The organism is Acinetobacter sp. SM1B, from assembly GCF_003289665.1.
Taxonomy (GTDB): Bacteria; Pseudomonadota; Gammaproteobacteria; order Pseudomonadales; family Moraxellaceae; genus Acinetobacter; species Acinetobacter schindleri.
In genome coordinates, this window is the sequence record NZ_QMBM01000002.1 from 45,358 (window position 1) to 71,858 (window position 26,501).

Below are 26,501 nucleotides of genomic sequence, written 5' to 3' on the forward strand. Positions count from 1 at the left end.
TTTTTTTTATTGCTTTAAATATTTAAGATTTACAAATCAGACAAATTCCTGACAAAAAGCTACAGTATTTTGCGCCAATACTGGGCATAAATTAATTCATAAACAGTAATTTACATAATGAATAGTTAAATTACTCACTTTGCTATTCATATTTAAGAAACCGATAAAAGAATCTTAATGATATTTAATGAGGAAGATGAATGTACCTCAAACAGCTGATCGAACAATTAAAAGTAGAATTTAATTCTTCTTCGACTGATCCCGAGCAGCGGATTGATCACGCTTTACATCAGCTGATTCCACACAGTCTGGAGGTGCCATACCCGGGTGAAGGACAGACCTTAAAACGCTGGCAGATCCTGAGTCAGGTTGCTGCCATAGACTTGAGTCTGGCCAAACTATATGAATCGCATCTGGATGTACTGGCGATACTGCATGAACTGCGTGCTGGTCCTGAGCAGATTGTCGGATTGACTGCTATCTGGGCGGCAGAAGGTGGTCCTAAACCTTTACAGCTGGAAGATGATCTGCTTTCCGGAATTAAACCATGGTGTTCAGCCGCGGGTCAGGTACAGCAGGCTTTATTGACCTATCGGGATGAAGAAGAACACTCGCAACTGTTACTGGTAGATATGACCCAGCATGGGATTCAGATCAATACCAGTGCCTGGCATGCTGTAGGGATGCAATATACACGCACGGCTGAGGTCAGCTTCAATCAGGTCAAAATCAAAACCATCAGCAAGCCAAACTATTATCTGGATCGTCATGGATTCTGGCATGGTGCGGCTGGTGTCGCTGCCTGCTGGTTTGGTGCAACGCTCAAACTGGCCGGTTATTTAAAACATGCCATGCATCATAAAACTAATCCATTTAGAGAAATGTATCTGGGTGAGGTCAGTAGCAAGCTGTATGCAACTCGGGCACTATTTTATGAGACTGCAAAATTGATTGATGCTGACCCTAGGCATAATCATGAGCTAATGATCCGAGCTTTACGTGCCCAGGTCGAAGACACTGCACTGGCAGTACTGGAACTTTGTGGTAAAGCCTTGGGTGCGGCACCATATTGCCAGCAGGCGGATTTTGCCCGCTGTGTAGCAGATTTGCCCGTATTTGTCCGGCAAAGCCATGCTGCATTTGATTTGCAGTGTATTGGTCAACTGACGATGGAGGATGAACAGACATGGGCACTTTAAAACATCCAATCGTTGAAGACCGTATTATTCAGGGTAAAGGAACAGCGCTAGAAGAATGGCAGCAGAGTCAGCAGCTCCATCATTTAAAAGCGCTTGAACTGAGTAAAATATTTCCCCTAAATAGTCGCATTTGTATTGTTGCTCCACATCCGGATGATGAAGTTCTTGGCTGTGGTGGACTGATTCAGCAGCTGGATGCAGCGGGTTATGAGATTGTTCTTTTTGCAGTCACCAATGGCACAGCCAGTCATCCCGACTCCAGACTATATACACCAGAGCAGCTGGATCATATCCGACCCCAGGAAACAATAAATGCTTTAGGCGTTCTCGATCTGAAACAATCGATACAGCGTATTGCGCTGAATATCCAGGATGGTGAAGTAGCACAACAACGTGACCAGTTGGTTGCTGCTTTAAAACCGTATTTGCAAGCAAATGATATTCTGGTAACCACTTTTGAACATGATGGCCATCCTGATCATGAGATTACAGGTCAGGTAAGCAAACAGCTTGCAGCAACGCATTCTTTAAAATGTTTACAGGTGCTGATCTGGACCTGGCATTGGGCCAGTCCTGGAGATAGTCGTATTCCTTGGCATAAAGCCCTTAGACTTGAACTCAACCCAAAGCAGTTAGCGCGTAAAATAGAAGCCATGCAATGTTTTAAAAGCCAGCTTGAACCGGACTCCAGTACAGGTAAAGCTGCTATCGTATCGGGCAGCGCATTAGCACGTCTTTTACAGCCATGGGAGGTCTATATTGATGACGAAGGCCATCTATAATCATGACTACTTCGCCGAGCTGTATCGCATAAATAATGGCGATCCCTGGCAGTATGAACAGCGCTGGTATGAGAAGCGCAAACGCGATATGACATTGGCTGTACTACCTTATCCGAAATTTAAAAATGGTATTGAAATTGGCTGTAGTAATGGAGTACTGAGCGCCGAGCTAGCTGAACGATGCGAAGCTTTACTGTGTATGGATGCCAATTCGACCGCCATACAGCTAGCGAATCAACGCCTAATCCATGGTCATGTCAAAGTGGTGCAGGGGATTGTGCCTCTGGATTTGCCACCACAGCAATTTGATCTGATTGTTGCCAGCGAAATGCTATATTACCTTGAAGAAAATATTATGCTGCAACTGGTTGAATGGATGAATACGCATCTCAGTCCACAAGGCTGTATTGTGGCCTGCCACTGGCGACATGCGATTGAAGGCTTTAGTCTGAATGGAGAACAGGTTCATCAGATTTTAAAACAGCGATTGCATTATTATCACCACACACAGTTACAGGATGCCGATTTTTTTCTGGATGTCTGGACACATGACGTAAATTCGATTGCTGTACAGGAAGGATTGTTATGAAAAAAATTGGTGTTGTCATTCCGGCCTGTAACGAAGAAGAAGAAATCGAACATTGTCTGCAGGCATTGGAACAGGCACGCCAAAAATTTTATCAGGACATGCCTCAAAGTCATTGCATACAAATTCAAATTCTTGTCGTGATGGATAGCTGTACTGATGCTACAGCAGAAAAGTTAAACACTTATAATGTTTTAGCTATAAGTTGTAACTATCGTTGTGTAGGAAAAACCCGTGATCTCGGTATACAGCATTTGATCCAACAAGGCTATGACTGGATTTGCTGTACGGATGCAGATTCCAGAGTACATCCAGACTGGTTTAAGACCATGCTGCTGCATCAGCCTACACATGTGATTTGCGGAGTCGTTGAAATTGCGCAATGGGAGCACTTAAGTTTAGCTACCCAAAAAAAATATCTGCACCATTATCAGGATTATATGGGGCATCGGCATATTCATGGTGCTAACCTTTGTTTTAAAGCATCGAGTTATAAGCTTCTTGGTGGCTTCAAACCTATGCCATGTCATGAAGATGTAGATCTGGTTAAACGCGCGGAAAAAATGGGAATGCATATTACCTGGTCTAACCAGTTGAGAGTGGTAACCAGCAGTCGCCTGATTTCACGTGTCCGTGAAGGATTTTCACAATTTTTATGGAGCATTGAACGACAAAATCAGGATAACAAATCCAATACAAAATGCCTGAGAAAAATTATTTGAAAATTTTTGAAACTATATTTTTCAATGAATCATAGGCTTAACAATTTGGCCGATTTTTTTGATTAAAACCTATTCCATTTAAAATAAAACCGCTTATAATTCATCCAAATTAAGCCCTGTGAACTAATACATTTCAAGTATAAGTTCATGGGGTTTTTCTATGGATCAACGGTTTGGGATACCGCACCGAAATTTTTACTGGTTCTTACTATGTACGCTCCGTTATTACCTGCTTCTCTTCGTGCGCTTCCACGTAGTCATTGGCAACGTATTGCCACTGCACTATGTTTTTTCGCTCTGGGTTTTAGTACCGCTGCCTGGGCACCGTTGATTCCACTGGTGCAGCAGCGTCTGAATTTGAGCCATTCGGATTTCGGTGTGCTATTGCTTGCCGCTGGCGTAGGTTCAATGATTGCCATGCCATTGGCAGGTCGTATGGCACATCGTTACGGCTGTCGTTCCGTTATTGCTACGGTACTGGCTGCATTTATTTTGATTCTGCCTGCATTGGCATTTAGCCCGACTAAATTGCTATTGGCAGCCGCTTTATTCTGCTTCGGTGCTAGCGCTGGCGCACTCGGCGTATCGGTTAACCTTCAGGCAATTAAACTGGAAAGTCAACAACGTAAAAGCATGATGTCACTGTTCCATGGCGTATGTAGCCTGGGTGGTTTGGCAGGTGTGTTGGGTATGACCAGTATGCTGGCATTTGGTCTTGCACTGCCTTTGAGTGTACTAGTGATCAGTATGAGCATTTTACTGATCATGGTATTTGCTGTGCCATTCTGTCTAAAAGCAGAAGCTGCATCTGAAGCAACAGAATCTGAAGATACCACCCAGAAAGTTGCCCATAAACCACGTCCAACATTTGCAATTCTTTGCATGGGATTGATCTGTTTTATCGCTTTTCTGTCTGAAGGCGCAGCGATGGACTGGAGTGGAATTTACCTGAATACTCAATTTAAAGTTCAAGCATCTCAAGCTGGTCTAGCTTACAGTTGCTTTGCTGCTTTAATGGTTGCAGGACGTTTAAGTGGCCATTTGATTATTCGCTTCTTTGGTGAAAAGAACACGATTCTGTACAGTGCCACTTTGGCAGGTTTGGGTCTTCTGACTGTGGTATTTGCACCAGTGTGGTATGTGGCTTTGATTGGCTATGCGATCCTGGGTCTGGGTAGCGCCAATATCGTTCCGTTGATGTTCTCACGTGCAGGACGTCAAACTGAATTACCAAAACATATTGCTTTATCTTATGTTTCTGTATTTGCTTATACCGGTTCTTTGCTTGGGCCAGCATTGGTGGGATTCGGAAGCGAGATCATAGGTCTAAGCCAAGTATTCTTTATCATTGCAGTTGGCCTGATCAGTATTACTGTACTGAACCAGCTGACTTCTGCTCCAGCAACTGCGGCAGAAGCAGAAAAAACACAAACACCAGCATAAAGCTGGTGTTTTTTGTTTAAATCAAAGCAATTTAATGCTGTAAATAAAGATCGTGAGAGGGTGACTTACTAAGTGGCTGGTAAATATACTGGCTACTTACGTGTTTAAGATCTTTTAAGAAACAATCACGCCAATGCACTATGTCATAGTCCATCAGACCTTGAAATAGCGCCTGATAACGTGCAATACGTTCAGACTTTGGCATTTTTACTGCCAGCTTTAAGGCTTTGATCATGCTGTTATTATCATGAGGATCGACCAGTAAAGCTTCACGCATCTGCTCAGCAGCACCCGCATATTTGGACAGAATCAAAATGCCCGGATTTTCTGGATCTTGAGCAGCAATATATTCCTTCGCTACCAGATTCATGCCATCACGTACCGAATTGACCCAGCAGATTTCCGACTTGCGATATAAACGCATCAAGGCATGATGGCCTAAAGCATCATAATGACAGTCAAAGACCGGTTGATCTGTATGAGAGAAATCCTGATTCAGCTGATCGACACCTCGTTTTAAATCCCGATACAGATTGGCATAGGTCGGAACTTCCAGTCTGCAAGGACAGGCAATCTGAAACTGGCGTATCTTCGACAACATTTCAGGAGTTTCCTGGAAACATTGACGCAGCGCATCCACCTTCTGTAATAAGCCCTTGCTATAGTCAATTCGGTCTACTGAAATGATATGTTTAACATCAGGTGATGAACTGAAATCAAATGGCAGTTCAGTATCAGTGAGTTGTCCCGCACGACGCTGGATTGCAGCAGGATGTACACTGATCGGATAAGCTTTTACTTCTACCTGACGCTGTCCATTACGCAGAATATTGTTGGTATGTGCAGTTAGAGACAAGGTAGTTTTCAGGAAATCATAACAGTTTCTCTGATCCTGCTGCGTTTGCATGCCAAGCAGGTCGTACTGTGCCAGATGCGCTGCAAGATGCTGGCTGCAGGCTAGATCTTGCCATTTTTGTGTCTCTGGAAATGGAATATGCAGGAAGAAACCGATACGATTGCGCATGCCCAACTGACGGCAGTAATGTGCAACACTTAAGAAATGATAGTCATGCACCCAGATCATGTCACCCGGTTCAATAATTTTCTGCAACTGGCGGGCAAACTTAAAATTGACATCCTGATAGATCCGGTAATCCTGATCTGAGTAATCAATATATTGATTCTGGTCATGCATTAGCGGCCATAGTGCACCATTCGCAAAACCACAGTAAAAACCCTGATATTCAGCTTCAGAGAAACTACAGGTATGATATTCAATCTGCTGATCTTTCAGTACGTCAAAGGAATTCTGCCTATATGCCGTCTTTTTGCCATTCCATCCCATCCAGATGCCGCCTATACCATTTAGGGCATCTTCCAGAGCAACCGCAAGACCACCTGCCTGAGTGGCATTCGGGTTCGGTAATGTTACACGGTTGGATAATACAATGAGTCGGGACACGTTTTTTCTCCTTTCATTTCTTGTTTTAACGCTTTTAGTGATGTTAAAAATTCATGTAAGAAAAAACCGACATCTGCCACGTCGTTTAAACGAGCTTTGGCTGCGCTTTCTCCTGGGCCAACTTTGATTGACATACCTCCATAGTCATTAATGATGTGAAAACCAGCTTCATCCGTTAAATCATCCCCAATGAAAATGGGGTAAAACTGCTCAGCTTCAAGATCCTCTAAAATATGCTGGATTGCCGCACCTTTATTGCAACCGTGGGGAACCAGTTCATAGACACATTTGCCGCTTTTTAATTCAAAACTTGTAAATTGTTTAAGATAATTATCAATAATGGCTTTTGCCTGATCTGCATATTCAGGATGTTCACGGAAATGCAGGGCAACTGAATGGGTTTTAGTTTCTACCCGGATCGGCTGCCATTTATGCTGCTGCTCAAGTACACTAGATTTGAGCTGTTCAAGTTCTTTGTGATTGATATAAAAAAGTTTTCGACCTATACCGTCTTGCTGTAGCAGCTCTACGCCATGTGATCCAATAATATTCCAGCGATAAGGCTGAATCAGTCGTTGTGCTTGCTCGATAGAACGTCCAGTAACCAGATATAAAGGTAAAAATTGCTGGATTTGTGCAATATTATTTAGGGTAGAAGAGGGGATAAAACTCTGTTCGGGATCTGGATGAAATTCTGAAAGTGTACCGTCAATGTCTAAAAATAAAATACAGGGTAAGGAATTATATTTAGCTCTCCGATCCAGCTTTTTCGCTATCTCGGGATAAATAGAATCTAGAACAGCATTTGTAGTTTTCATTGTTAGGGTGTAATAAATTACAGTCTCTTGATGCATTGATTATTTTTATAACATGTCAAGATCTGGGATCTGCTTATTCCTATAATGAATAATACATTTCACCTATCTACTGTAACGTTGCAATATCTTGTAAAAATGTCTTGAAAATCACATTTCTATAAAATTTTTTCTCAATCAGAAATTTCTAAAATCTATCAAGATATGAATAAGCATAGTTTTGTATAAGAATTTTTATAACAGACAAGGAGCATTGTCAGTTTATAAATGCAGTGTTAAGAAGTGATCTAAAAGGAAAAACAGAGAGAAGGAAATCATTTCGTCAAATCAAACTTAATAAAAACTATGAACATAGATAAAAATGCATGGTTCATTGATCGAGGAATGCATCATCATAATAATTCGGATATAAGCAATGAAGCTCTCAATAAATTTTATGCTGCCATGGCAGCGACGGTCACTGTGGTTGCAGTGACCGTAGTTGTGGTCAATAAAACTCTCCCCCCAGCAATTCACTTCAGATTTAAGTTACCTAGAACCACAATCTTTTACTGACTCTACAGGCATGACACAATCTGCCATTACATTAAAAAATACTAAATTAGGAACACGACAGTTCGAAAGTCAAGTTCAACGACCATTACTCACAAATGCAGATGCAAAATGGAGCAATTACACTCGCGATTATGATTATCCCAATATGGTCACTTTGCCTGTACAGTGGATCAAAATGCGTGATGATACCAAAATCGCAATTCGTGTTACCTTGCCAGCTGATGAGAACAAACAGCCAGTTTATAAACCTCATCCAGTGATTTTAATCCAGACCGCCTACGATACAGGTCTTGCAGGCCAGATTGTGGATATGGCAGGCGGCCCGAATCCTGAATTTGTACGTCATGGTTATGCCACAGTAGTTGCCGATGTACGTGGTACCGGTTCTTCAGAAGGGGGATGGCAGGCATTTGATAGCATTGAACAGCAGGACAGTTTTGAAATTATTGACTGGGCCAGCAAACAGTCATGGTCAAATGGCAATATTGGTCTCTATGGTGTTTCTTATCTAGGTATTACCAGCCTGCTGGGGGCGTATACCCAGCATCCAGCCGTAAAAGCCGCATTTCCAATGGTACCAATTGGTGAGGGTTACCGTGATATTTTATTCAATGGCGGGCAACTCAATCCCAACTTTATTCCATTATGGATGAGTCTGATTGGCTTGCTTGGTGCATTACCAGTTGATGCGATTCAAAATGATCCGGTGAATGGTATTACTCTAAGGCTGGATAAAATTCAGCATTTGCTGAAGGCAAAGCCTCACCATCAAATCATTCTTGTTTTCAAAATTAGCTTTTAAAATATAAGTCGGATTATCTCTTGGGAATGTTAGTAGCTATAAATACAAATTGAATAAATATCATTATTATTATTTAAAACTGAAAAGAACTAACAGATAAAAATTTTATGCTTTATGATCAGCATATTGAAAATGCTTTATGAAAATTCTACAGGAAGACATGTTAGAACTTCGTCATTTAAAAACTTTAGTTGCTTTACGAGAACATGGTTCATTGGTCGCCGCTGCAGGAGATTTGTGTCTTACACCTTCAGCCTTATCTCATCAATTGCGTGAGATTGATCAATGGTTTGGCGTAGAAGTCGTAAATCGCCGTAGTCGGCCTGTGAGCTTTTCCAATGTTGGACAGCGATTACTTAAACTGGCAGATGAAATATTGCCTCAGGTACAAATCGCCCAAAGTGATATTACTCGCATTGTCTATGGACAGACGGGACGTATTATTTTCTCATCTGAGTGCCATAGCTGCTTTGACTGGCTGATGCCTTTACTCAATCAATATCGCATCCAATATCCAGATGTAGATTTAGATTTTGCCTCTGGTTTTGAAGCCAATCCGCATGAGCTGTTACAAACTGGTGAGTTTGACTTGCTGATTACTGCTGATCCGATTGCATTAAAAGGGATAGAGTATTTTTCGATTTTTGAATATGAGTCACGTTTGGTACTTTCCAATACTCATCCACTGGTACGTGCCAAAGAGATTAGCGTACAGCAACTGGCAGAAGAAACACTGGTGACTTACCCGGTGGATAAACATCGCCTGGACATCATGTCACGCCTGTTTATTCCAGCCAATATCTTGCCAAAGCAGATCCGGACAACTGATTTAACCCAGATGTTGATTCAGCTGGTGGCAAGTGGACGCGGAATTGCAGCATTGCCGGACTGGGTCGTAAATGAATATGAGCAGAAAGGCTGGGTAAGCTCCCGCCGTCTGGATTGCGTCGCACCTGAAGGATTACGCCGTACTTTATTTGCAGGCTATCGCACTGAAGAAAAACAGAAAGATTATTTTGAAGGGTTCCTGAAGCAGTTAGAACGGTTCTCCAAGAAAAGAGAGGCATATTATGATTAACGCTTGTTACCATTTCTTTGAAAGTATGTGTTATTCAAGAAAGACTCTGATCCACTGTTCAAACTGAAAGCTTGAAAATAATCCCGCCAAAATCAGAGCCTTTCATTTCAACTCAAGCTGCAAATAAAGGACTGAATCCATGCTTACGCAGCAATTTCCGGTACATGCTGGAACTGCGATCTGCCGGGAAATGTGCTTCTAAAGACAAGTCTAAAGGCAGATATTCAGGTTTCTGGTTTTCGACGATTAAACGATCTTCTTCAAAAATTTTCAGGTTAAAGTCATAAGCATCTTCAACTGGCAGGTCTTTGTCATAATTCCGGCAGATGGGTGCAAACAGCCGCGTAGTACGTGCTGTCATAGGCGAAGCTGCATTCATAATGACCTATTTGGCATCATTGGGAAAATGAATGGTCAAGGTCGCGGTAAAGGGTACACTGATTTCAAAATGGCGTAGCCATTTAAAGTCTTTTGCACCGCGCTGATCCAGCCCGATCGGATAGCGTCCAACGGTACTGATATAGTCAGCAGCAAAACCATCATCGGTTTCATAGGTTTGATAATCGGGTACTTCTGAATTATCCGGATCGCCAAAAGTATCTGGATGTACCCAGGCAAAATGTGCGACATCAATAAAACCTTCTAGCTGCCGACCGGCAAAACACTGAATATCAACTTTCGGGCAAACCAGTTGCTGGTAATCTGCTTCGTCCCAATAAGGCATTTGCGGAATATTTGCCTCAGCCTGTTTATCTGCCAGCAGTGAGCACCAGATCAGACCATATTTTTCTACGGCGGCATAGGTTTTTAGATTGAAACGCTCAGAGATTTTTTGCTGCGGATGGGCCGGGATACGATTACATTTTCCACCTGATCCAAAGCGTAGACCGTGATAAGGACAAACCACACCTTGTCCATCATTTTTTCCCAGACTTAAAGCAACCCCTCGATGTGGACAGGTATCTCGCGCCACAATAATTTCATCCCCCATTTTATAAATTACCAAGGGCATATCCAGCAACATGGTCCCGATTGGCTGTTCAGAGACTTCGCGTGCCAAGGCTACCGGATACCAGTATTGCGCTAACAGATGCCAGTCATGTTCTGAAAATGTCATATGAACAGGTAAGTCAGGCTGATGCGTGAGGATGGTTTTACTATTCATGATTGCCTCAAATCGGTGATATTCGATTGAATATAGATCAACAGCCCATTCACCGAAATTAGAGAAATCCGTATGAGGTATTGAGAAAATTAGAACACTCTTTACCATTTGAAGATCATTCTCTTTTATATGTGAGCATATTTTGAGAATTAACGCGTCTTTACGGAAAAGATAGACATCACAAATCATTTATTAGGCTGCTTGCTGAGAAATCTGACTTTTTAATTGTTCCATCTGTTCAATAATATGCTTGATCATTAGCTGGGAGGCTCGTGAAATCTGACGTTTTGGCGCCACACAAAGGGCAATGGTCAAAGGCCGTACACCTTTTTCCGTAATCAGTTTAAAGATCAGTTCATCGCGTTGCAGTTCCGGGAAGACATCCAGATAACTCAAGATGCCAATACCGGTATTGGCCTTGATCATGCTGTTCATCAGGCGGATATCATTAGATTCCGTTTTGCGTGCCGGAATGAATTTGTGATGTTTGTACATGGCCTGTACATAGTCATGAATGATTAGCGGCTCTGCTGCAATAAAATGATTGTCATCCAAGGTATCTGAAAAATAGATTCGTTCAGCCTCAGCTAGGGGATGCTGTTTGGACATGACAAAGCCCAAAGGCAATTCCAGAAAATGCAGTACTTCCAGCTGATGATGGGCTTTGGGATTAAGAATCAGCCCGAAATCCAGTTCGGTATCGATAATTTTTCGGGCAATCACTTCACTGTCTGCCACCCGTATATTGAAATTGATCCAAGGATACTGCGCATACATATGCTGTAGTGACTGCATTACAAAGCCTTCGCTCAAGGCAGAAATTAATCCAAATTCGATACTGCCACGTTTGAGTCCCTGAATTTCATCAAAGCGGATACAGGTCTGCTGAAACTCCTTTTGCCATTTTAGAATATCGGCATATAGCATTTCACCCGCTAAAGTTAACTTCAGTCCGTTGGGCAAACGTTCAAACAGGTCAATACCTAGCTCTTCTTCAGCCAGGGCGATTTGCCGGTGAACTGCAGATACCGAAATAAACAACTGATCCGCAGCCTTGCGTAAACTGCGACTTTTCGCCACTGCAATAAAGTAATCAGAAAAGCGTGAAAACGGGGTATTTATCAATTTACTCAAGCCTGTTTCACCTGTACTTAAAATTCAATAAAAGCTTTATGCGAGTTTTATGCCAAATCAGGCAGCTAAGGTCCAAGCCAAGCAAGTATTACAAGGTACTGTTCTAATTTTTAGAATGATTTATACGAAACATTCTAATAGACGAAAAAGTAAAAAAACAAGTAATTTCAATTGTAAATAACTGGAACGCTAGCCAGCACAAGCCACGTTTCAGGGGATTAAAAATATTCAGGATTTTGCAGAAAAAAGGTTTGATATGAACGCTATTCCAATGATCAATGTATTTAGCAAGCCATGCTACAGCCAGTTTGATGATCAGGATTGGGAGATTCTGGCGCATCATTGGTATCCGGTTGCACGTATTCAGGACGTGAACGAAAAGCCACAGCAAGTGACTTTGCTGGATGTCAAACTGGCAATTTATAAAACTGAAAGCGGCGTCATTCATCTGGTACGCGATATCTGTCCGCATCGTGGTGTACCACTGAGCAAGGGCTGGGTTTCTGGGGAAAATATTGTCTGTCCCTATCATGGGCTGCAATACAACGAACAGGGAAAATGTATCAAAATCCCAGCGCAACCCGAGTTGACTAAAATCTCAGACCGTTTCTCGCTCACAAAATTTCCAGTCGTAGAAAAATACGGTCTGATCTGGACCAGCCTGTTTAGCCGGAATGAAATTGCTGCCAATTTCCCGGTACTAGATACCTGGGATACCGCAGAACATCAATCTATTTTACCGCCATTTGTGGATATTGCCGGTTCGAGTGGTCGTCAGTTAGAAGGTTTTATTGATGTCGCGCATTTTGCCTGGGTACATCACAATGCTTTTGCCGATCGTGATAATCCGGTGGTGCCGAAATACAATACCGAACGTACGCCATATGGTCTGCATACTGAATATGTCAGTAATGTCAGCAATTATCCTCATGGCATGCAGCATCTGGCACCTGAAGGATTTTTATGGAAACGCGTGTTTGATGTCTATCCACCATTTTCCGCCATATTAACTGTACATTTTCCAAATGAAGGCATTCTTAAAATCCTGAATGCCTGCTGCCCAGTGTCACACAACCAAACCAGACTCTTTGTACCATTAACCCGAAATTTTGATACCACTGGCGATTTACAGGCAGTTTATGATTTTAATGCACAGATCTTTGCTGAAGATCAGGAACTGGTAGAAAGTCAAAAACCGGAAGAGCTGCCACTGGATATTTCCATGGAAGCACATTTTGAAGCAGATCGCTCATCAACAACTTATCGACGTATATTGGCAGAATGGGGATTAAGTAAACGTTATATTGTTTAAAATAAACCAGTAGATTTTATTTAATAAGCGGGGACTATATTTAAATAAATTACACTTTCTTAAAATGCAAAGAATCTATTTAAATATTCAATCATTTAAAATTTATTCTGGTATAAATAAATGAGCTGTCCAAATCATCAGCAGATATTAAAGTTTTTAAGACTTTCCAATGACGTGGGACGGCGTGCTACCCAGCTGGGACATCATCCTTTTGGAGCAGTACTGGTGGCGCCAGATCATGAAACGGTGCTGCTCACCCAATGTAATATTGATACGGTCAATCATGCAGAATCAACATTAGCCCGTATTGCTGCGACCAATTATCCAGCAGATTATTTATGGCAATGTACGCTTTATACGGCAGTAGAACCTTGCTGTATGTGTGCTGGAACCATCTATTGGGCCAATATAGGCCGTGTAGTTTATGGTATTTCGGAAGGACATTTACTTGAATGTACCGGTAATCATCAGGAAAACCCAACGATGAGTGTCAGCTCACACTATATCTTTAGCCATGGACAAAAGGAGATTGAGTTGATTGGACCAGTGCCTGGGATTGAAGCTGAAACGGTCAGTTTACAACAGCAGTTCTGGCAAAGCAGATAAGCCTTTTTAGAAGAAAATCCCATTTTAAGAATGGGATTTTTTATTTTTAAATAAATTATTTTAAATATAAATGCACATCTTGATAGCATTTAATTGTATTAAATGCACTTATTTAATTCATTTTATTTAATATTAAAAAAATTATTTATTAATAAAAATTAAAATAATAAAAAATTACTTTTATTTTAAAAGAAATAAATCAAATAAATCATTTTTTAATCAAGTTGGAATAGTTATTGCTAATTATAAAAAGAACCGATTTTACTCATCTGAGTAAAGTTATTGATTAGTGTGCATGGGGCACAAGTACAAAAAGAGCGGAAGAGAATGAAAGAAAAAAAGACCTTTAAAACCGGATTCAAAACACTGATGGGGATGCTGTGTGCGGGTGGCCTGATGGCGGCATCAATGACTCATGCACAGGATAAAGCAGCATTTGTATATATTGGCCCAACCAGTGACCATGGCTGGACCTATTCACATGATCAGGGCCGGATCAAGACTGAAAAAGCGCTGGCCGGCAAATATAAAACCTCCTATATCGAAAATGTTCCAGAAACTGCCGACGCAGAGCGTGTTATCCGTAACCTGGCGCAGCAGGGGAATAAAGTCGTTTTTGCCACCTCATTTGGCTATATGAATGCCATGGAGAAAGTCTCCAAGCAGTTCCCGAATACGGTATTTATGCACGCTACTGGTTATAAGCAAGGCAAAAATCTGGGCGTATATGACGTTCGTACCTATGAGGGTGCCTATATGCTCGGTGTGGTTGCTGGACAGAAAACCAAAAACAATGTTTTAGGTGTCGTGGCATCATTCCCGATTCCTGAAGTGGTGCGCAACATCAATGCTTATACTCTGGGTGCACAAAGCGTGAATCCAAAAGTGAAAACCAAAGTGATCTGGGTCAATTCATGGTTTAACCCAGGCAAGGAACGGGATGCTGCATTGGCATTGATTGCTCAAGGTGCCGATGTGTTGATGCAAAATACTGATTCTCCAGCAGTCGTTCAGGCAGCTGAACAGAAAGGGGTCTATGCATTTGGCTGGGACTCGGACATGAGCAAATTCGGTCCTAAAGCCCATCTGGCGGCTTCGGTACTCCATTGGGAAAAAATCTACACCCCAGTGATGACTCAGGTCAGCAATAAAACATGGAAGCCAAGTGCACTGTGGTATGGGGTAAAACAGAAAGCAGTCGATATTGAGAGCTTCGGACCAATGGTAACCGCAGGTGAGAAAAAGAAAGCACTTGCTGTTCGGGATGCGATCCTGAAAGGTACCTTGCACCCATTTACTGGCCCGCTCTATAAACAGGATGGTTCAATGGTCATTGCTAAAGGTAAAACACTGGATGATGCCACCTTGAGCAAAATGAACTACTACGTAAAAGGTGTAGAAGGTTCACTTCCGAAATAAAAAACAAAATAACAGCCATCACATCATTCTAAACACAGGCTCATGATTCATCTGGCCTTTAGCAAAAGGCAGATGAATCAACCAGCCGCATAAATCAGGGCACTTATGATGAATCCAACACATGATCTGTCTACACCTATGCCCAAGATGAATACAGGTTCAGGCAAGGATATTCCGCGACTGGAGCTGGTCAATATCTGTAAAAGCTACAACTCACTCAAGGCAAATGACCAGATTCATTTGACTGTATACCCTGGACAGATCCACGCCATCTTGGGTGAAAATGGTGCTGGGAAAAGCACCCTGATGAAAATTATTTATGGTGCACTCAAAGCCAATCAGGGACAAATTCTGTGGAATGGTAAAGAAGTCCGAATAGACAGTCCATCAATGGCGAGAAAACTCGGGATCGGCATGGTCTATCAACATTTTTCCCTGTTTGAAACCCTAACTGTTGCTGAAAATATTCTATTGGGACTGGATGAAAAAGTAGATTTACCGAACCTGAGCAAGAAAATTATTGCCGTTTCTGAACAGTATGGTTTACCTGTCGATCCGCGAAGGGAAGTTCATTCCTTATCGGTAGGTGAGCGGCAGCGTGTAGAAATTATTCGTTGCCTGTTACAACATCCAGCGCTGATTATCCTGGATGAGCCGACTTCAGTTTTGACACCCCAAGCGGTACGGCAGTTATTTAAAACTCTGCGCATGCTGGCATCTCAGGGAGTTTCTATTTTATATATCAGTCATAAGCTGCATGAAATTAAAGAACTCTGTGATGAAGCCACGATTTTTCGTAATGGACAAGTCACCGGAAACGTCGATCCACGAGAAAAATCGACCAGTGATTTGGCCCGCCTGATGATTGGCCGCGATTTACCCACTTATATACGCGCAGAATATCAGGGTATACCAGAAACCTGTTTTCAGGTTGAAAATCTTGGCTATCAGTCTGATGATCCTTTTGGTGTGTCCTTACAAAATATCAATCTTAGCGTTCAGGCAGGTGAAATTGTCGGTATTGCCGGTATTTCCGGAAATGGACAGGCCGAACTGCTGTCTTTATTGTCCGGCGAAGCGCTGACCAAAACCGGCAGGCTTTATCTGGAACAACAGGAGATTACTGCATTAACTGCTGGCCAGCGGCGTAATGTGGGACTTGGGTTTGTACCGGAAGAACGTTTAGGTCGTGGTGCCGTCCCCAATATGACATTGGCTCAAAATGCGCTATTGACCGCCTATCGTCAGAAATTCACCCGTTGGGGCTTGATTAAATTCTCAGATATCCAGACTTTTGCTGAAAAAATTATCAAAAAATTTGGGGTTAAGGCCAGTGGTGCGAACGCAGAAGCCCGTTCTTTATCGGGTGGGAATTTGCAAAAATTTATTGTCGGCCGTGAAATTCTGCAGAAGCCAAAATTCCTGATTGTGGCTCAGCCCACATGGGGCGTAGATGTAGGTGCTTCCATGTTTATCCGCCAGACGCTGATCGATCTGTCACGTCAAGGGGTCGGTATTTTGGTGATTTCCGAAGAACTCGAAGAACTGTTTGAGATGAGCGATCTCATTTGTGTACTCGCCAATGGCGAGCTGTCGAATCCAGTTCCAACCCAGCAAACCAATGCAGAAAGTATTGGCTTACTCATGTCTGGCATTCAACGCCATGAAGCGACCTCGACCACGGCAGAGGAGCAACACGCTCATGCTTAAGACTTTATTAGAACAACAAATGATCTGGGGAGGATGAGCACATGCATTTACTCGAACCACGTGAACATCCGTCACAACTGATGAAATGGCTGTCACCAGTCATTGCTCTGGCAGCCATGCTGGTCGTTGGCAGTATTTTATTTTTGATGCTGGGGATTAGCCCTGCACAGGCCATGTATGTATTTTTTATTGAACCGCTGATGACCTCCTATGGCTGGAGCGAGTTGGCCGTTAAAGCAGGTCCTTTGATTCTGATTGCCCTGGGTTTAGCTGTTGGGTTTCGTGCCAAACTGTTCAATATCGGTGCCGAAGGTCAGCTGATCATGGGTGCCATTTTTGGTGGTGGTATCGCACTGCTGTTCCATGAACAGGCAGGTTGGTGGATTTTACCTCTTATGATTTTTATGGGTGCAATTGGCGGTGCCTTATGGGGCGCAATTCCTGCATTACTGAAAACCCATTTTAATGCCGAAGAAACTCTGACCACCTTGATGATGAACTATGTCGCACTGTTTGTATTGCTCTATCTGGTCAATGGTCCTTGGCGTGATTCAGAGGGCATGAATTTTCCGCAAACTGTCATGTTTAGTGAAAGTGCAACCTTACCGATGATTCTGGAAGGAACACGGGTTAATGCTTCAATCTTTATCATCGCTGTGGCTGTGCTTCTGTTCTGGCTCTTTATGCGTAAAAGTATGACTGCTTTTAAACTGGAAGTCAGCGGACAAGCACCTCTAGCTGCTAAATATGCTGGTTTCTCATCTTCCAAAGCGATCTGGCTGAGTCTGGTGATTTCCGGAATGATGGCGGGGATTGCCGGGATATGTGAAGTAGCAGGCCCAATCGGTCAGCTGAATCCGAGCCTGTCACCGGGTTATGGCTATGCCGCAATTATTGTCGCTTATCTGGGTCGTCTGAATCCGATTGGTATCGTACTTTCCGGATCGTTAATGGCATTGATTTATCTCGGTGGGGAAATGGCACAAATGCAATTACAGCTTCCGGTCGCAATTACCGGGATATTCCAAGGCTTGCTGCTGTTTTTCCTGTTGGGATCGGATGCCTTGATTGAAAACCGTTACCGCTTTGCCAAAAAACGTGTAGTGCCTACAGCTGAACCTGCTTCGGCAAATGCTTAACAAGATCGGAGGAAAAACAATATGGCTATAGAAATGACCGCAATTCTAGCCGGCACAATCGCCGCAGCAACGCCTCTAATCTTTGCCGGTTTAGGTGAGTTGGTGTCACAGCGCACTGGGGTAATTAATTTAGGCGTAGAAGGCATGATGCTGGTCGGTGCCATTGCCGGTTTTGCCTTTGCTGCCCAATATGAAGCCAGTGTATTTAGTGCCTTATTGATCGGTGGGCTGGCAGGTATGCTGATGGCATTGATCTTTGCTTTCTTCACCTTATCACTTAGTACTAATCAGTCGGCCTGTGGTTTGGCTTTAACTATTTTTGGGCTGGGTATTTCTGCATTTTTAGGTCAGAACTATGTCAGCATGGCTTTACCGGGTTTAAGTAGCTGGAATATACCTGTACTGGCAGATATTCCCTTCATTGGTCCAATCCTGTTTCAGCAAAACTATGTGGTCTATCTGTCCATACTGGCATTTTTTGCTGTGTGGTTTGTATTGGCAAAAACCCGTCTGGGCTTGCTGTTAAAAGCAGTAGGAGAGTCACCTGAAAGTGCACATGCCATGGGTTACCACGTACTGGCTATTCGCTACGGCGCCGTCCTGTTTGGCGGCTTGATGGCAGGTATTGGGGGAGCATTCTTATCTACTGTATATACCCCAATGTGGATTGAAAATATGGTCGCAGGTCGGGGCTGGATTGCAATTGCTCTGGTGGTCTTTGCTGTCTGGAAACCATCCCGACTGATGCTGGGTGCTTATCTGTTCGGTGGTGTGACCATCCTGCAGTTTCATGCGCAGGCATTGGGGATCAAAGTACCCAATGAGTTTTTAGCAGCTCTGCCTTATCTGGCGACGATTGTAGTACTAGTCGTAATTTCCCGAGACAAGAAACTTTTGAAGATGAATCTGCCAGCGTCATTAGGCAAAACGTTTGTGCCTTAAACCTATCAATTAAAAAGATGATATAGAACAAAATGAAAATATTAGCAGCAGCCTATGTGCTGACCATGAATAGTCAAAATGAATGCATCAAAAATGGGGCGATATTGATTGAGGGAGACCGAATCAAGGCCATAGGAACCAAGACCGAACTTACCCAAAAATATCCCAATGTCATCGTGCGTGATTATCCTGAAGCCCTATTAATGCCAGGCTTAATCAATACGCACTGTCATTCCGGACTATTAAGAGGCACTGCTGAAGGACTGCCAGTATGGGATTGGCTGGAACAGTTTATTGATCCAATGCATCGTGTGCTTCAACCTGAAGATGCCAAGGCTGCCTCGTATTTGTGTTATGCAGAAGCATTATTATCCGGTACCACGACCATTGTCGATATGTGGCGCTACATGGATGGTAGTGCAGAAGCCGCACAACAGCTTGGTATCCGTGCTATCTTGGTACCTTATGTCGCCGAGCACCCTGATCATGACTATTTTGAAACCCTAAAAACGAATGAAGCCCTGATTAATCGTTGGCATCAGCAAAGTCATGGCCAAATTCAGGTCTGGGTGGGCTTAGAACATCTGTTTTATGCTGAACCTCATGCACTCAAACGTATTCAAAGCTTATGCCAGGATTATCAGACCGGTTTTCACACCCATAGCAATGAAAGCCAGTTTGATGTCCAGGAAAACTTGCGCCGTCATGGTGTACGTCCAATCCAGACACTGGAACAGCTGGGTCTTTTAGATTTGCCACATACCTTACTTGCACATTGTGTGTGGGCAGATTCTAATGAAATTCAAATTTTGAAAGAACACAATGTTGGAGTTGCCCATAATCCAGTTTCAAACATGAAACTGGCCTCAGGTGCTGCGCCTGTACTGGATATGCTCAAACAGGGGATTGCTGTCGGTTTAGGCACAGATGGAGAAAAAGAAAATAACAATCTGGATATGTTTGAGGAAATGAAGACGGCTTCTTTATTGGCCAAGTTTTCTTCTTTGGATGCAGCAGCCCTAGATGCATGGTCTGTTTGCCAGATGGCCACCTGCTTAGGTGCAAAGGCATTGGGCATGCAGGATCAGATTGGTAGCCTGCAAGTGGGGAAGCTAGCTGACATTATTGCTGTAGATATTGCGACCCCACGTATGACGCCGCTGGTGGATGAAGGCCGATTATTTAATTTATATACTAATCTTGTACATGCTGTTCAGGGACAGGATGTCATTATGACCATGGTTGGCGGTAAAATTGTCACTGAAGGTGGGCAATTGCTGAATGCAGATCTACAAAGTTTAATCGATGAAGTCAATCGGGTTACACCTTTACTCTTTAAACGACGTGATGCATGGATGGCACACAAAGGTAAAGCTATCAATGAATTAAATCGAAATTCAGCTGAGGAAACTGAATAAATACTAGCTTAGCAATGAGCTATATTGCAGACTGTATAAACCAGTAACCCAAATTTAAACCTGTATACCTATCCTAATCGCATCGTCCTATTTTAGTGATTTCAAAGATTCCACATATCATGATGACGCTAAGCAGAAATATTCGAGGAGCAGATTATGCTGCCATTTATGTGGTCGGAGATCTGCATGGTTGCTATCGCCTTCTGATGCAAGAATTGGAAAAAATCCGGTTTAATTTTGAGCAAGATTTGCTGATATGTACCGGTGATCTAGTGGATCGAGGCAGTGAAAATCTGGAATGTATTTCTTTATTAGATCAGCCATGGTTCTCGAGCGTCCGAGGCAATCACGAGGAAATGTGCATCAAAGGGCGTGATGATGTATGGGTTCAGGATATGCATGCACGAAATGGTGGCGAATGGTTCTATCTGTTGTCCACCGAAAAACAGGATGAACTCAGCGAAATCTTCTCTCAGCTTCCATTGGTCATTGAAATTCAACTTGAAGATAAAAAGATTGGCATTTTGCATGCGGATATTGATATCCATGACTGGAATCAGTTTAAGACAAACATTGCCAAAGGCGAACGAAAAATTCCGGGTTTAACTTCAGCTTATACTAATGCGTTATGGGGAAGAGGCCGTATCCGGCATCATTCCAAGCGCTATGGAACCGTTAAAAACATTGATGAGATCTATTTAGGGCATACCATTGTGAAAAAACATATCCGGATTGATAACTGTCACTATATTGATATCGGTTCCTCTTATACGCAGAAGCTGTGTATTGTCAAAATTAAATGAGGATAAGGGCGGTAGTATAAAAGATCTCCTTACGAAGAAATAAAAAGCCATCAATATGATGGCTTGATTAAACGATTAATTAATAGGTTTTATAAGGTAAAAACTTGCCAGACAATACGACATCTACCCGGTCACCGTTCGGGTTTTCCTCACGCTGAATATCCATGCTGAAGTCGATGGCACTCATAATGCCATCACCAAATTCTTCATGGATCAGCTCTTTAATAGTCGAACCATATACATTCACCACTTCATACCAACGGTAAATTAAAGGATCCGTAGGCACACTGGTTGGCAAAGAGCCTTTATAAGGTACAATTTGCAGCCATGCCACCGCCTCATCACTAAGGTCAAAAATCTGACCAATTTTCTCTGCCTGTTGCTTATTAAATGCCATTTGTCCCAGGCAGGCAGCCGTTACCCATTCTTTAGAAAGACCAATTTCCTTGGCGACATCTGCCCATTTAATTGACTTTAAAACTTTCGCTGAAATGATCATGTCAGTTACTTGTTGACGATGGGTAATCATAAAAATCTCCAGGTTATTTTTGAAATACATTTATATGAATTTTCATTAATGCAGTTCTCATGCCAACTAGAGGACCAAATTAATTTTAAATAGAGTGCAAAAAATTGAATGATTTTTAAATAATTTATGGCACAGCTTTTGCTTCATTTATAACAAGCATGGCAATGGCGCCATAACAAAATTACCTGTTCTGATATTTAAGGCAACGACGCCTAAGGTTTCAAAGACCTTAGGCGTCTTTTTGTTTAAAAACAGGTCCAGATATTAAAAATGAGGACGATGACATGGCATATCTTGCTCCTGCAGAGTTTGCAAAAAAAGTGGTAGATGCGGGTGAATCCAAATTACATATGGCAACCCGTGATGTATTGATTCGTGCCTTTATGGCAGGTGCGATTTTGGCGCTGGCAGCGGTATTTGCCATTACCATAGCCGTGCAAACAGGATCAGCACTAATTGGTGCGCTTCTGTTTCCAGTTGGTTTTTGTATGTTGTATTTATTGGGCTATGACCTGTTAACTGGGGTGTTTGTACTTACGCCGCTGGCATGGCTAGATAAACGCCCAGGGGTGACATGGGGACGTATTCTAAAAAACTGGGGCTTGGTGTTTGTAGGGAACTTTACAGGCTGTTTAGTCGTTGCGGTGCTCATGGCAGCGGTTTATACCATGGGTTTTGCAGCGGATCCAAACCCTGTCGGCGTGAAAATTGCGCATATTGGTGAGGAGCGGACATTAGGTTATGCCGAATACGGATTCGCCGGCTGGATGACTATTTTTATCCGTGGCATGCTGTGTAACTGGATGGTGTCATTAGGTGTCATTGGCGCGATGATGTCTACTACGGTGAGTGGCAAATTCATTGCCATGTGGATGCCAATTATGCTGTTCTTTGCCATGGGCTTTGAGCATTCTGTAGTGAACATGTTCCTGTTTCCATTTGCCATGATGATGGGCGGTGACTTCTCGATTGCTGACTACTTCCTATGGAATGAATTGCCGGTTGCTTTGGGTAATCTGGTGGGTGGTTTGGCATTAACAGGTCTGGCACTTTATACCACCCATGTCCGTACTGGTGTTAAAAAAGAATTTTAATATTCACCATTTTATAAAGGGATCGTATAGATCCCTTTTGAGCTTTCAGCATGAAAAAAACATTAAAAGTCAGTATTGGGCAATATTCTACTGCCGGAATTAAACAACAGAACCAGGATTTCCATGGAGTATATCTGTCCGAAGGACATGTGCTGAAACAGAAAGGTATTGCCTGTGTTATAGCGGATGGAATCGGTAGCAGTAATGTCAGTCATCTTGCAGCAGAAACCGCCGTTGGCAGTTTTTTATCTGACTATTATTCTACTTCAGATGCCTGGAGTACACAGACTTCAGCAGAACGGGTGATCCGCGCGACCAATTCATGGCTTTATGCACAGACTCAACAAAGTCAAGGACGTTTTGATAAAGACCGAGGTTATGTCTGTACCTTATCTGCACTGATTTTAAAACAGCAACAAGCCCATATTTTTCATGTTGGTGATAGTCGTATTTACCGCATTCGCGATCATGAAATTGAATTACTGACCCATGATCATCGTGTCTGGTTGTCATCCAGAGAGCATTATCTCAGCCGAGCCTTAGGTGCAGATTATCGTATTGAAATTGATTATCGAAATATTGAGCTCAAAGAAAAAGATATTTTTTTACTGATGACCGATGGGGTCTATGAATTTGTCACAGATCAACAATTATTAGATTTAACTTTAATAGATGCAGATTTAAATCAACTTGCCAAAGCATTAGTTGAAAAAGCCTTAGAACAGGGCAGTGATGATAACTTAAGTCTCCAGGTGATCCGTGTAGAACAGCTGCCTGAACTGAATCAGTTTCATATTCAGCAGGATTATGTATTTCCACAACAGCTCAGTAAAGGTGAAGTTTTTGAAGGTTATGTGATTGATAAGATTTTGCACCAAAATCATCGCAGTTGCCTGTATTTGGCACACGATACTCAGCAGCAGCCTTTGGTCATAAAAACTTTGGGAGTAGATTTACAGCAAGATAAGCATGCCGTAGAGCAGTTTCAACTCGAAGATTGGGTATCGAAACGTCTGAAACATGACAACCTGATGCAGTGTTATCCACATAACACAGAGAAACAATATTTATTCCAATGTTATGAATATTTGCAGGGTGAAACCTTGGCCCAATGGCTGCATCGCCAGGAAAAGCCTTTAAATCTCGATGAGATTTTACCAATTTTGCAACAAACGGCCTTGGCTTTAAATGCGATGCATCGGCTGGAGATGCTGCATCAGGATATACGGCCAAAGAACATCATGGTTTTAAATGCAGAAAGTGCCATGAAAATTAAACTGATTGATTATGGTTCAACAGCAGTAAGAGGTCTGGTCGAAATTAATCCTAAAAATGCGAATCGAGCACTCGGAACCTTGGCATTTATGGCACCGGAGTATTTTATTGATCATTCGCCATCTGTACATTCAGACCAATTTTCTTTGGCGGTCATGGCCTATTATTTACTGACCAAACAATTACCTTATGGGACAGATTTAGCTCGCTGTAACAGTTTAAAGCAGCTTAAAAAAGTTCAATATCATTCCATCAGGAAATATCGGCCTGATTTACCTATATGGTTAGATAAAATTTTAGGCCAAGCGCTGAGTATTGAACCGACACATCGTTTTGAGGCTTTGTCTGAACTCATTCATAATCTAACGCATCCTTCCAAAGAATTATTAAACTCTAAACCACCAGCAATCATTGAACGTGATCCTTTACGTTTTTGGCAAATGAGTTGCGCCGTATTAGGGCTATTATTTTTACTGAGTATTGCATGGCCATTTATTTGAAAAGACAGGATCAAACCATGCTTAAAATTAGAGGGATATAGATAAGTTTTTATTCAAACTAGACCATAAGGTTAAATGTCAAAAGCACAGCAATCAATCAACAACCAGATAAAACAAGAACCCTATAGTTGTCATTTGAACAGACTTCTAAGATAAGCAGATAACAACAAAAAAGCAGGGAACCAAAATGTCTGCTCAAATTTTATCGTCTATCCTGAGTACTGCCATGATATTGGCATTCGCTGGATGTACATCGTCATCCAAGTCTCCGATTACAGACAGTTATGGTTCTCAACCTGAGCTGCCTGAACCCAAATCCAGTTTGTTCCCTGTCGTTAATATCGCACCAGCCAAAGGTTGGCCGGTAAATACCATGCCTACACCGGCTGCGGGATTAAAAGTGCAGGCATTTGCCAAAGGTCTTCAGCATCCACGTTGGCTCTATGTTCTGCCGAATGGAGATGTATTGGTGGCGGAAACCGATGCGCCGCCCAAGCCTGAAGATAGTCAGGGGATTAAGGGTAAAATCATGAAAATGGTCATGAAAAGGGCGGGATCTTCTCATCCAAGTCCTAATCGTATTAGTCTACTTCGTGATAATAACCATGACGGCGTTACTGATCAGAAAACAGTATTTTTGCAGAATTTAAACTCACCATTTGGCATGACCCTAGTTGGAAATACACTATATGTAGCGAATACAGATGCTTTAGTAGGTTTTCCTTATCAGCCAGGTATCACTCAAATCAAAGAAAGTGGTCGCAAAGTATTGGCTTTACCGGCAGGTCCCTTAAACCATCATTGGACCAAAAACGTGATTGCCAATCCTGAAGGAACCAAACTCTACATTACAGTTGGCTCCAACAGTAATGTAGCTGAAAATGGCCTAGACCAAGAAAAAGGACGAGCTCTGATCATGGAATTTGATATGGCCAGTTCTAAGGCACGTCCATTTGCAACTGGCTTACGTAATCCTAATGGCATGGATTGGCAGCCTCAAAGTGGAGCATTATGGACGGTAGTCAATGAGCGGGATGAAATCGGGAATGATTTGGTACCTGACTATATGACCTCAGTGAAAGACGGCGCTTTTTATGGCTGGCCTTATAGTTATTATGGTCAACATGTAGATACACGGGTAAAACCACAAAATCCCGGACTGGTAGCACGGGCGATTAAACCGGATTATGCATTAGGCAACCACACGGCATCATTAGGTTTGAGTTTTTATAAAGCTGAGTTAATGCCTCAATATCGCGGCGGTGCACTAATTGGTCAGCATGGTTCTTGGAACAGGAAACCACATAGTGGCTATAAAGTAATTTTTGTACCATTTAGTAATGGTCAGCCTTCCGGTACCCCACAAGATGTCCTGACAGGCTTTTTAAGCAAAAATGGAGAGGCACTAGGAAGGCCAGTGGGTGTAACAGTAGATTTATCAGGCGCAATATTGGTTGCTGATGATGTAGGAGATACGATTTGGCGTGTGTCATCAGATGAACAGGTCCGTTAATCAGCAAGAAAAGGGATAGAAATATTGATGTTTATATTCAAAAACTTAAATACCAGTATGCTATAGTTTTACTTGGGAAAATATTCAGAAAAATAAAAGCCTTATAGTCTCTCCCAAAACTATAAGGCTTAGCGGCTGTAGTCTCTTCTTTTATCACTTACTATCCTGGTAAGTTCGCTGTCTTGGCGACTTTATTATCGTTATAATGCGATTATTATCAGCTTTCCTTGCTGACTCTTTATGTGAAATATAATGTCAAAAATTTTGACGATAGAAAATAGGGTAATTACTCTAATTTGTGTAAGCAATTTCCTACAAAAAATAACACTTTTATACAAAATAAAACATTATATGAAAATTCTTGTAAATATATTTACTTATAATGCACTTAAACCAATGTATTTTAATGTTTTTTATTAAAAAACAATTAATACGATATATACCCTTTAGGTATCATTGCTTGACCCAATGACCATAATTGAGCTCTTCTAAGAAGCC

22 protein-coding genes and 1 pseudogene are annotated in these 26,501 nt (G+C 42.2%); 18 read left to right on the top strand and 5 right to left on the bottom strand.

Features of this window, described 5'->3' with window-relative positions; genetic code table 11:
- Nucleotides 1-200 precede the first annotated feature (200 nt).
- The 5 genes from C8322_RS12920 (at nucleotide 201) to C8322_RS12940 (ending at nucleotide 4,732) form a co-directional block, all read left to right on the top strand.
- Nucleotides 201-1,199 carry a hypothetical protein gene (locus C8322_RS12920; protein WP_004809370.1) on the top strand — a complete coding sequence of 333 codons (999 nt, stop codon included), beginning with the start codon at nucleotides 201-203 and terminating at the stop codon, nucleotides 1,197-1,199.
- Complete coding sequence (locus C8322_RS12925) at nucleotides 1,187-1,981, top strand: PIG-L deacetylase family protein (protein WP_004809367.1); 795 nt, start codon at nucleotides 1,187-1,189, stop codon at nucleotides 1,979-1,981. The genes C8322_RS12920 and C8322_RS12925 overlap by 13 nt, the downstream gene beginning before the upstream one ends.
- Nucleotides 1,962-2,570 (top strand): class I SAM-dependent DNA methyltransferase, encoded by a 609-nt coding sequence (locus C8322_RS12930; protein WP_004809365.1) that lies wholly within the window; start codon nucleotides 1,962-1,964, stop codon nucleotides 2,568-2,570. Before C8322_RS12925 ends, C8322_RS12930 begins: the two co-directional genes overlap by 20 nt.
- Nucleotides 2,567-3,289 (top strand): glycosyltransferase, encoded by a 723-nt coding sequence (locus C8322_RS12935; RefSeq protein WP_004809364.1) that lies wholly within the window; start codon nucleotides 2,567-2,569, stop codon nucleotides 3,287-3,289. Before C8322_RS12930 ends, C8322_RS12935 begins: the two co-directional genes overlap by 4 nt.
- A 210-nt stretch (nucleotides 3,290-3,499) precedes the next feature.
- Nucleotides 3,500-4,732 carry an MFS transporter gene (locus C8322_RS12940; RefSeq protein ID WP_034423874.1) on the top strand — a complete coding sequence of 411 codons (1,233 nt, stop codon included), beginning with the start codon at nucleotides 3,500-3,502 and terminating at the stop codon, nucleotides 4,730-4,732.
- 31 nt (nucleotides 4,733-4,763) lie between these two features.
- Here C8322_RS12940 and C8322_RS12945 read toward each other — a convergent pair whose 3' ends face one another.
- Complete coding sequence (locus C8322_RS12945) at nucleotides 4,764-6,194, bottom strand: trehalose-6-phosphate synthase (RefSeq protein ID WP_004809362.1); 1,431 nt, start codon at nucleotides 6,192-6,194, stop codon at nucleotides 4,764-4,766.
- On the bottom strand, nucleotides 6,161-7,048 hold the full coding sequence (otsB, locus tag C8322_RS12950; RefSeq protein WP_004809361.1) for a trehalose-phosphatase: 888 nt from the start codon (nucleotides 7,046-7,048) through the stop codon (nucleotides 6,161-6,163). Before otsB ends, C8322_RS12945 begins: the two co-directional genes overlap by 34 nt.
- A gap of 526 nt (nucleotides 7,049-7,574) precedes the next feature.
- Between otsB and C8322_RS12960 the strand changes: the two genes are divergently transcribed.
- Together C8322_RS12960 and C8322_RS12965 are read left to right on the top strand one after the other, a co-directional pair.
- On the top strand, nucleotides 7,575-8,366 hold the full coding sequence (locus C8322_RS12960; RefSeq protein WP_004809360.1) for a CocE/NonD family hydrolase: 792 nt from the start codon (nucleotides 7,575-7,577) through the stop codon (nucleotides 8,364-8,366).
- Nucleotides 8,367-8,526: 160 nt separating this feature from the next.
- Entirely contained in the window at nucleotides 8,527-9,444 is a 918-nt protein-coding gene (locus C8322_RS12965) for a LysR family transcriptional regulator (RefSeq protein WP_004809359.1), read from the top strand.
- A 112-nt stretch (nucleotides 9,445-9,556) separates the two neighbouring features.
- Here the strand turns inward: C8322_RS12965 and C8322_RS12970 are convergent.
- Both C8322_RS12970 and C8322_RS12975 read right to left on the bottom strand, forming a co-directional pair.
- Nucleotides 9,557-10,609 (bottom strand): annotated as a pseudogene (locus tag C8322_RS12970) (Rieske 2Fe-2S domain-containing protein).
- A gap of 192 nt (nucleotides 10,610-10,801) precedes the next feature.
- Nucleotides 10,802-11,731: a LysR family transcriptional regulator gene (locus C8322_RS12975; protein WP_034423925.1), complete on the bottom strand. Its 930-nt coding sequence runs from the start codon at nucleotides 11,729-11,731 to the stop codon at nucleotides 10,802-10,804.
- A gap of 268 nt (nucleotides 11,732-11,999) precedes the next feature.
- On the opposite strand from C8322_RS12975, the gene C8322_RS12980 reads away from it, so the two are divergent.
- The 8 genes from C8322_RS12980 to C8322_RS13015 all read left to right on the top strand — a co-directional run bounded on the left by C8322_RS12980 (nucleotide 12,000) and on the right by C8322_RS13015 (nucleotide 21,092).
- A complete protein-coding gene (locus C8322_RS12980; RefSeq protein WP_004809356.1) occupies nucleotides 12,000-13,055 on the top strand; it encodes an aromatic ring-hydroxylating oxygenase subunit alpha in 1,056 nt (351 codons plus the stop codon).
- 120 nt (nucleotides 13,056-13,175) lie between these two features.
- Nucleotides 13,176-13,661, top strand: coding sequence for a nucleoside deaminase (locus C8322_RS12985; RefSeq protein ID WP_004809355.1), 486 nt, complete (start codon nucleotides 13,176-13,178; stop codon nucleotides 13,659-13,661).
- A gap of 327 nt (nucleotides 13,662-13,988) precedes the next feature.
- Nucleotides 13,989-15,080, top strand: a complete 1,092-nt coding sequence (locus C8322_RS12990; protein WP_004809354.1) for a BMP family ABC transporter substrate-binding protein — start codon at nucleotides 13,989-13,991, stop codon at nucleotides 15,078-15,080.
- 105 nt (nucleotides 15,081-15,185) lie between these two features.
- The gene (locus C8322_RS12995; protein WP_416224415.1) at nucleotides 15,186-16,790 is read left to right on the top strand and encodes an ABC transporter ATP-binding protein; all 1,605 of its coding nucleotides are present in this window, start codon (nucleotides 15,186-15,188) and stop codon (nucleotides 16,788-16,790) included.
- A gap of 41 nt (nucleotides 16,791-16,831) precedes the next feature.
- Complete coding sequence (locus C8322_RS13000; RefSeq protein ID WP_004809347.1) at nucleotides 16,832-17,929, top strand: ABC transporter permease; 1,098 nt, start codon at nucleotides 16,832-16,834, stop codon at nucleotides 17,927-17,929.
- A gap of 21 nt (nucleotides 17,930-17,950) precedes the next feature.
- Nucleotides 17,951-18,871, top strand: coding sequence for an ABC transporter permease (locus tag C8322_RS13005; protein ID WP_004809345.1), 921 nt, complete (start codon nucleotides 17,951-17,953; stop codon nucleotides 18,869-18,871).
- A 32-nt stretch (nucleotides 18,872-18,903) separates the two neighbouring features.
- On the top strand, nucleotides 18,904-20,289 hold the full coding sequence (locus C8322_RS13010) for an amidohydrolase family protein (protein WP_004809343.1): 1,386 nt from the start codon (nucleotides 18,904-18,906) through the stop codon (nucleotides 20,287-20,289).
- Between the two features lie 119 nt (nucleotides 20,290-20,408).
- A complete protein-coding gene (locus C8322_RS13015; protein WP_004809342.1) occupies nucleotides 20,409-21,092 on the top strand; it encodes a metallophosphoesterase in 684 nt (227 codons plus the stop codon).
- 79 nt (nucleotides 21,093-21,171) lie between these two features.
- On the opposite strand, the gene cynS is transcribed toward C8322_RS13015, so the two are convergent.
- On the bottom strand, nucleotides 21,172-21,621 hold the full coding sequence (gene cynS, locus C8322_RS13020; RefSeq protein ID WP_004809340.1) for a cyanase: 450 nt from the start codon (nucleotides 21,619-21,621) through the stop codon (nucleotides 21,172-21,174).
- Between the two features lie 284 nt (nucleotides 21,622-21,905).
- Here cynS and C8322_RS13025 point away from each other — a divergent pair, with 284 nt between their 5' ends.
- From C8322_RS13025 to C8322_RS13035, 3 genes are all read left to right on the top strand, one after another.
- The gene (locus C8322_RS13025) at nucleotides 21,906-22,715 is read left to right on the top strand and encodes a formate/nitrite transporter family protein (RefSeq protein WP_000323725.1); all 810 of its coding nucleotides are present in this window, start codon (nucleotides 21,906-21,908) and stop codon (nucleotides 22,713-22,715) included.
- A gap of 50 nt (nucleotides 22,716-22,765) precedes the next feature.
- Nucleotides 22,766-24,490: a bifunctional protein-serine/threonine kinase/phosphatase gene (locus tag C8322_RS13030; RefSeq protein WP_111810767.1), complete on the top strand. Its 1,725-nt coding sequence runs from the start codon at nucleotides 22,766-22,768 to the stop codon at nucleotides 24,488-24,490.
- 187 nt (nucleotides 24,491-24,677) lie between these two features.
- Complete coding sequence (locus C8322_RS13035; protein ID WP_004809336.1) at nucleotides 24,678-26,003, top strand: PQQ-dependent sugar dehydrogenase; 1,326 nt, start codon at nucleotides 24,678-24,680, stop codon at nucleotides 26,001-26,003.
- The last annotated feature ends 498 nt before the right edge of the window (nucleotides 26,004-26,501 follow it).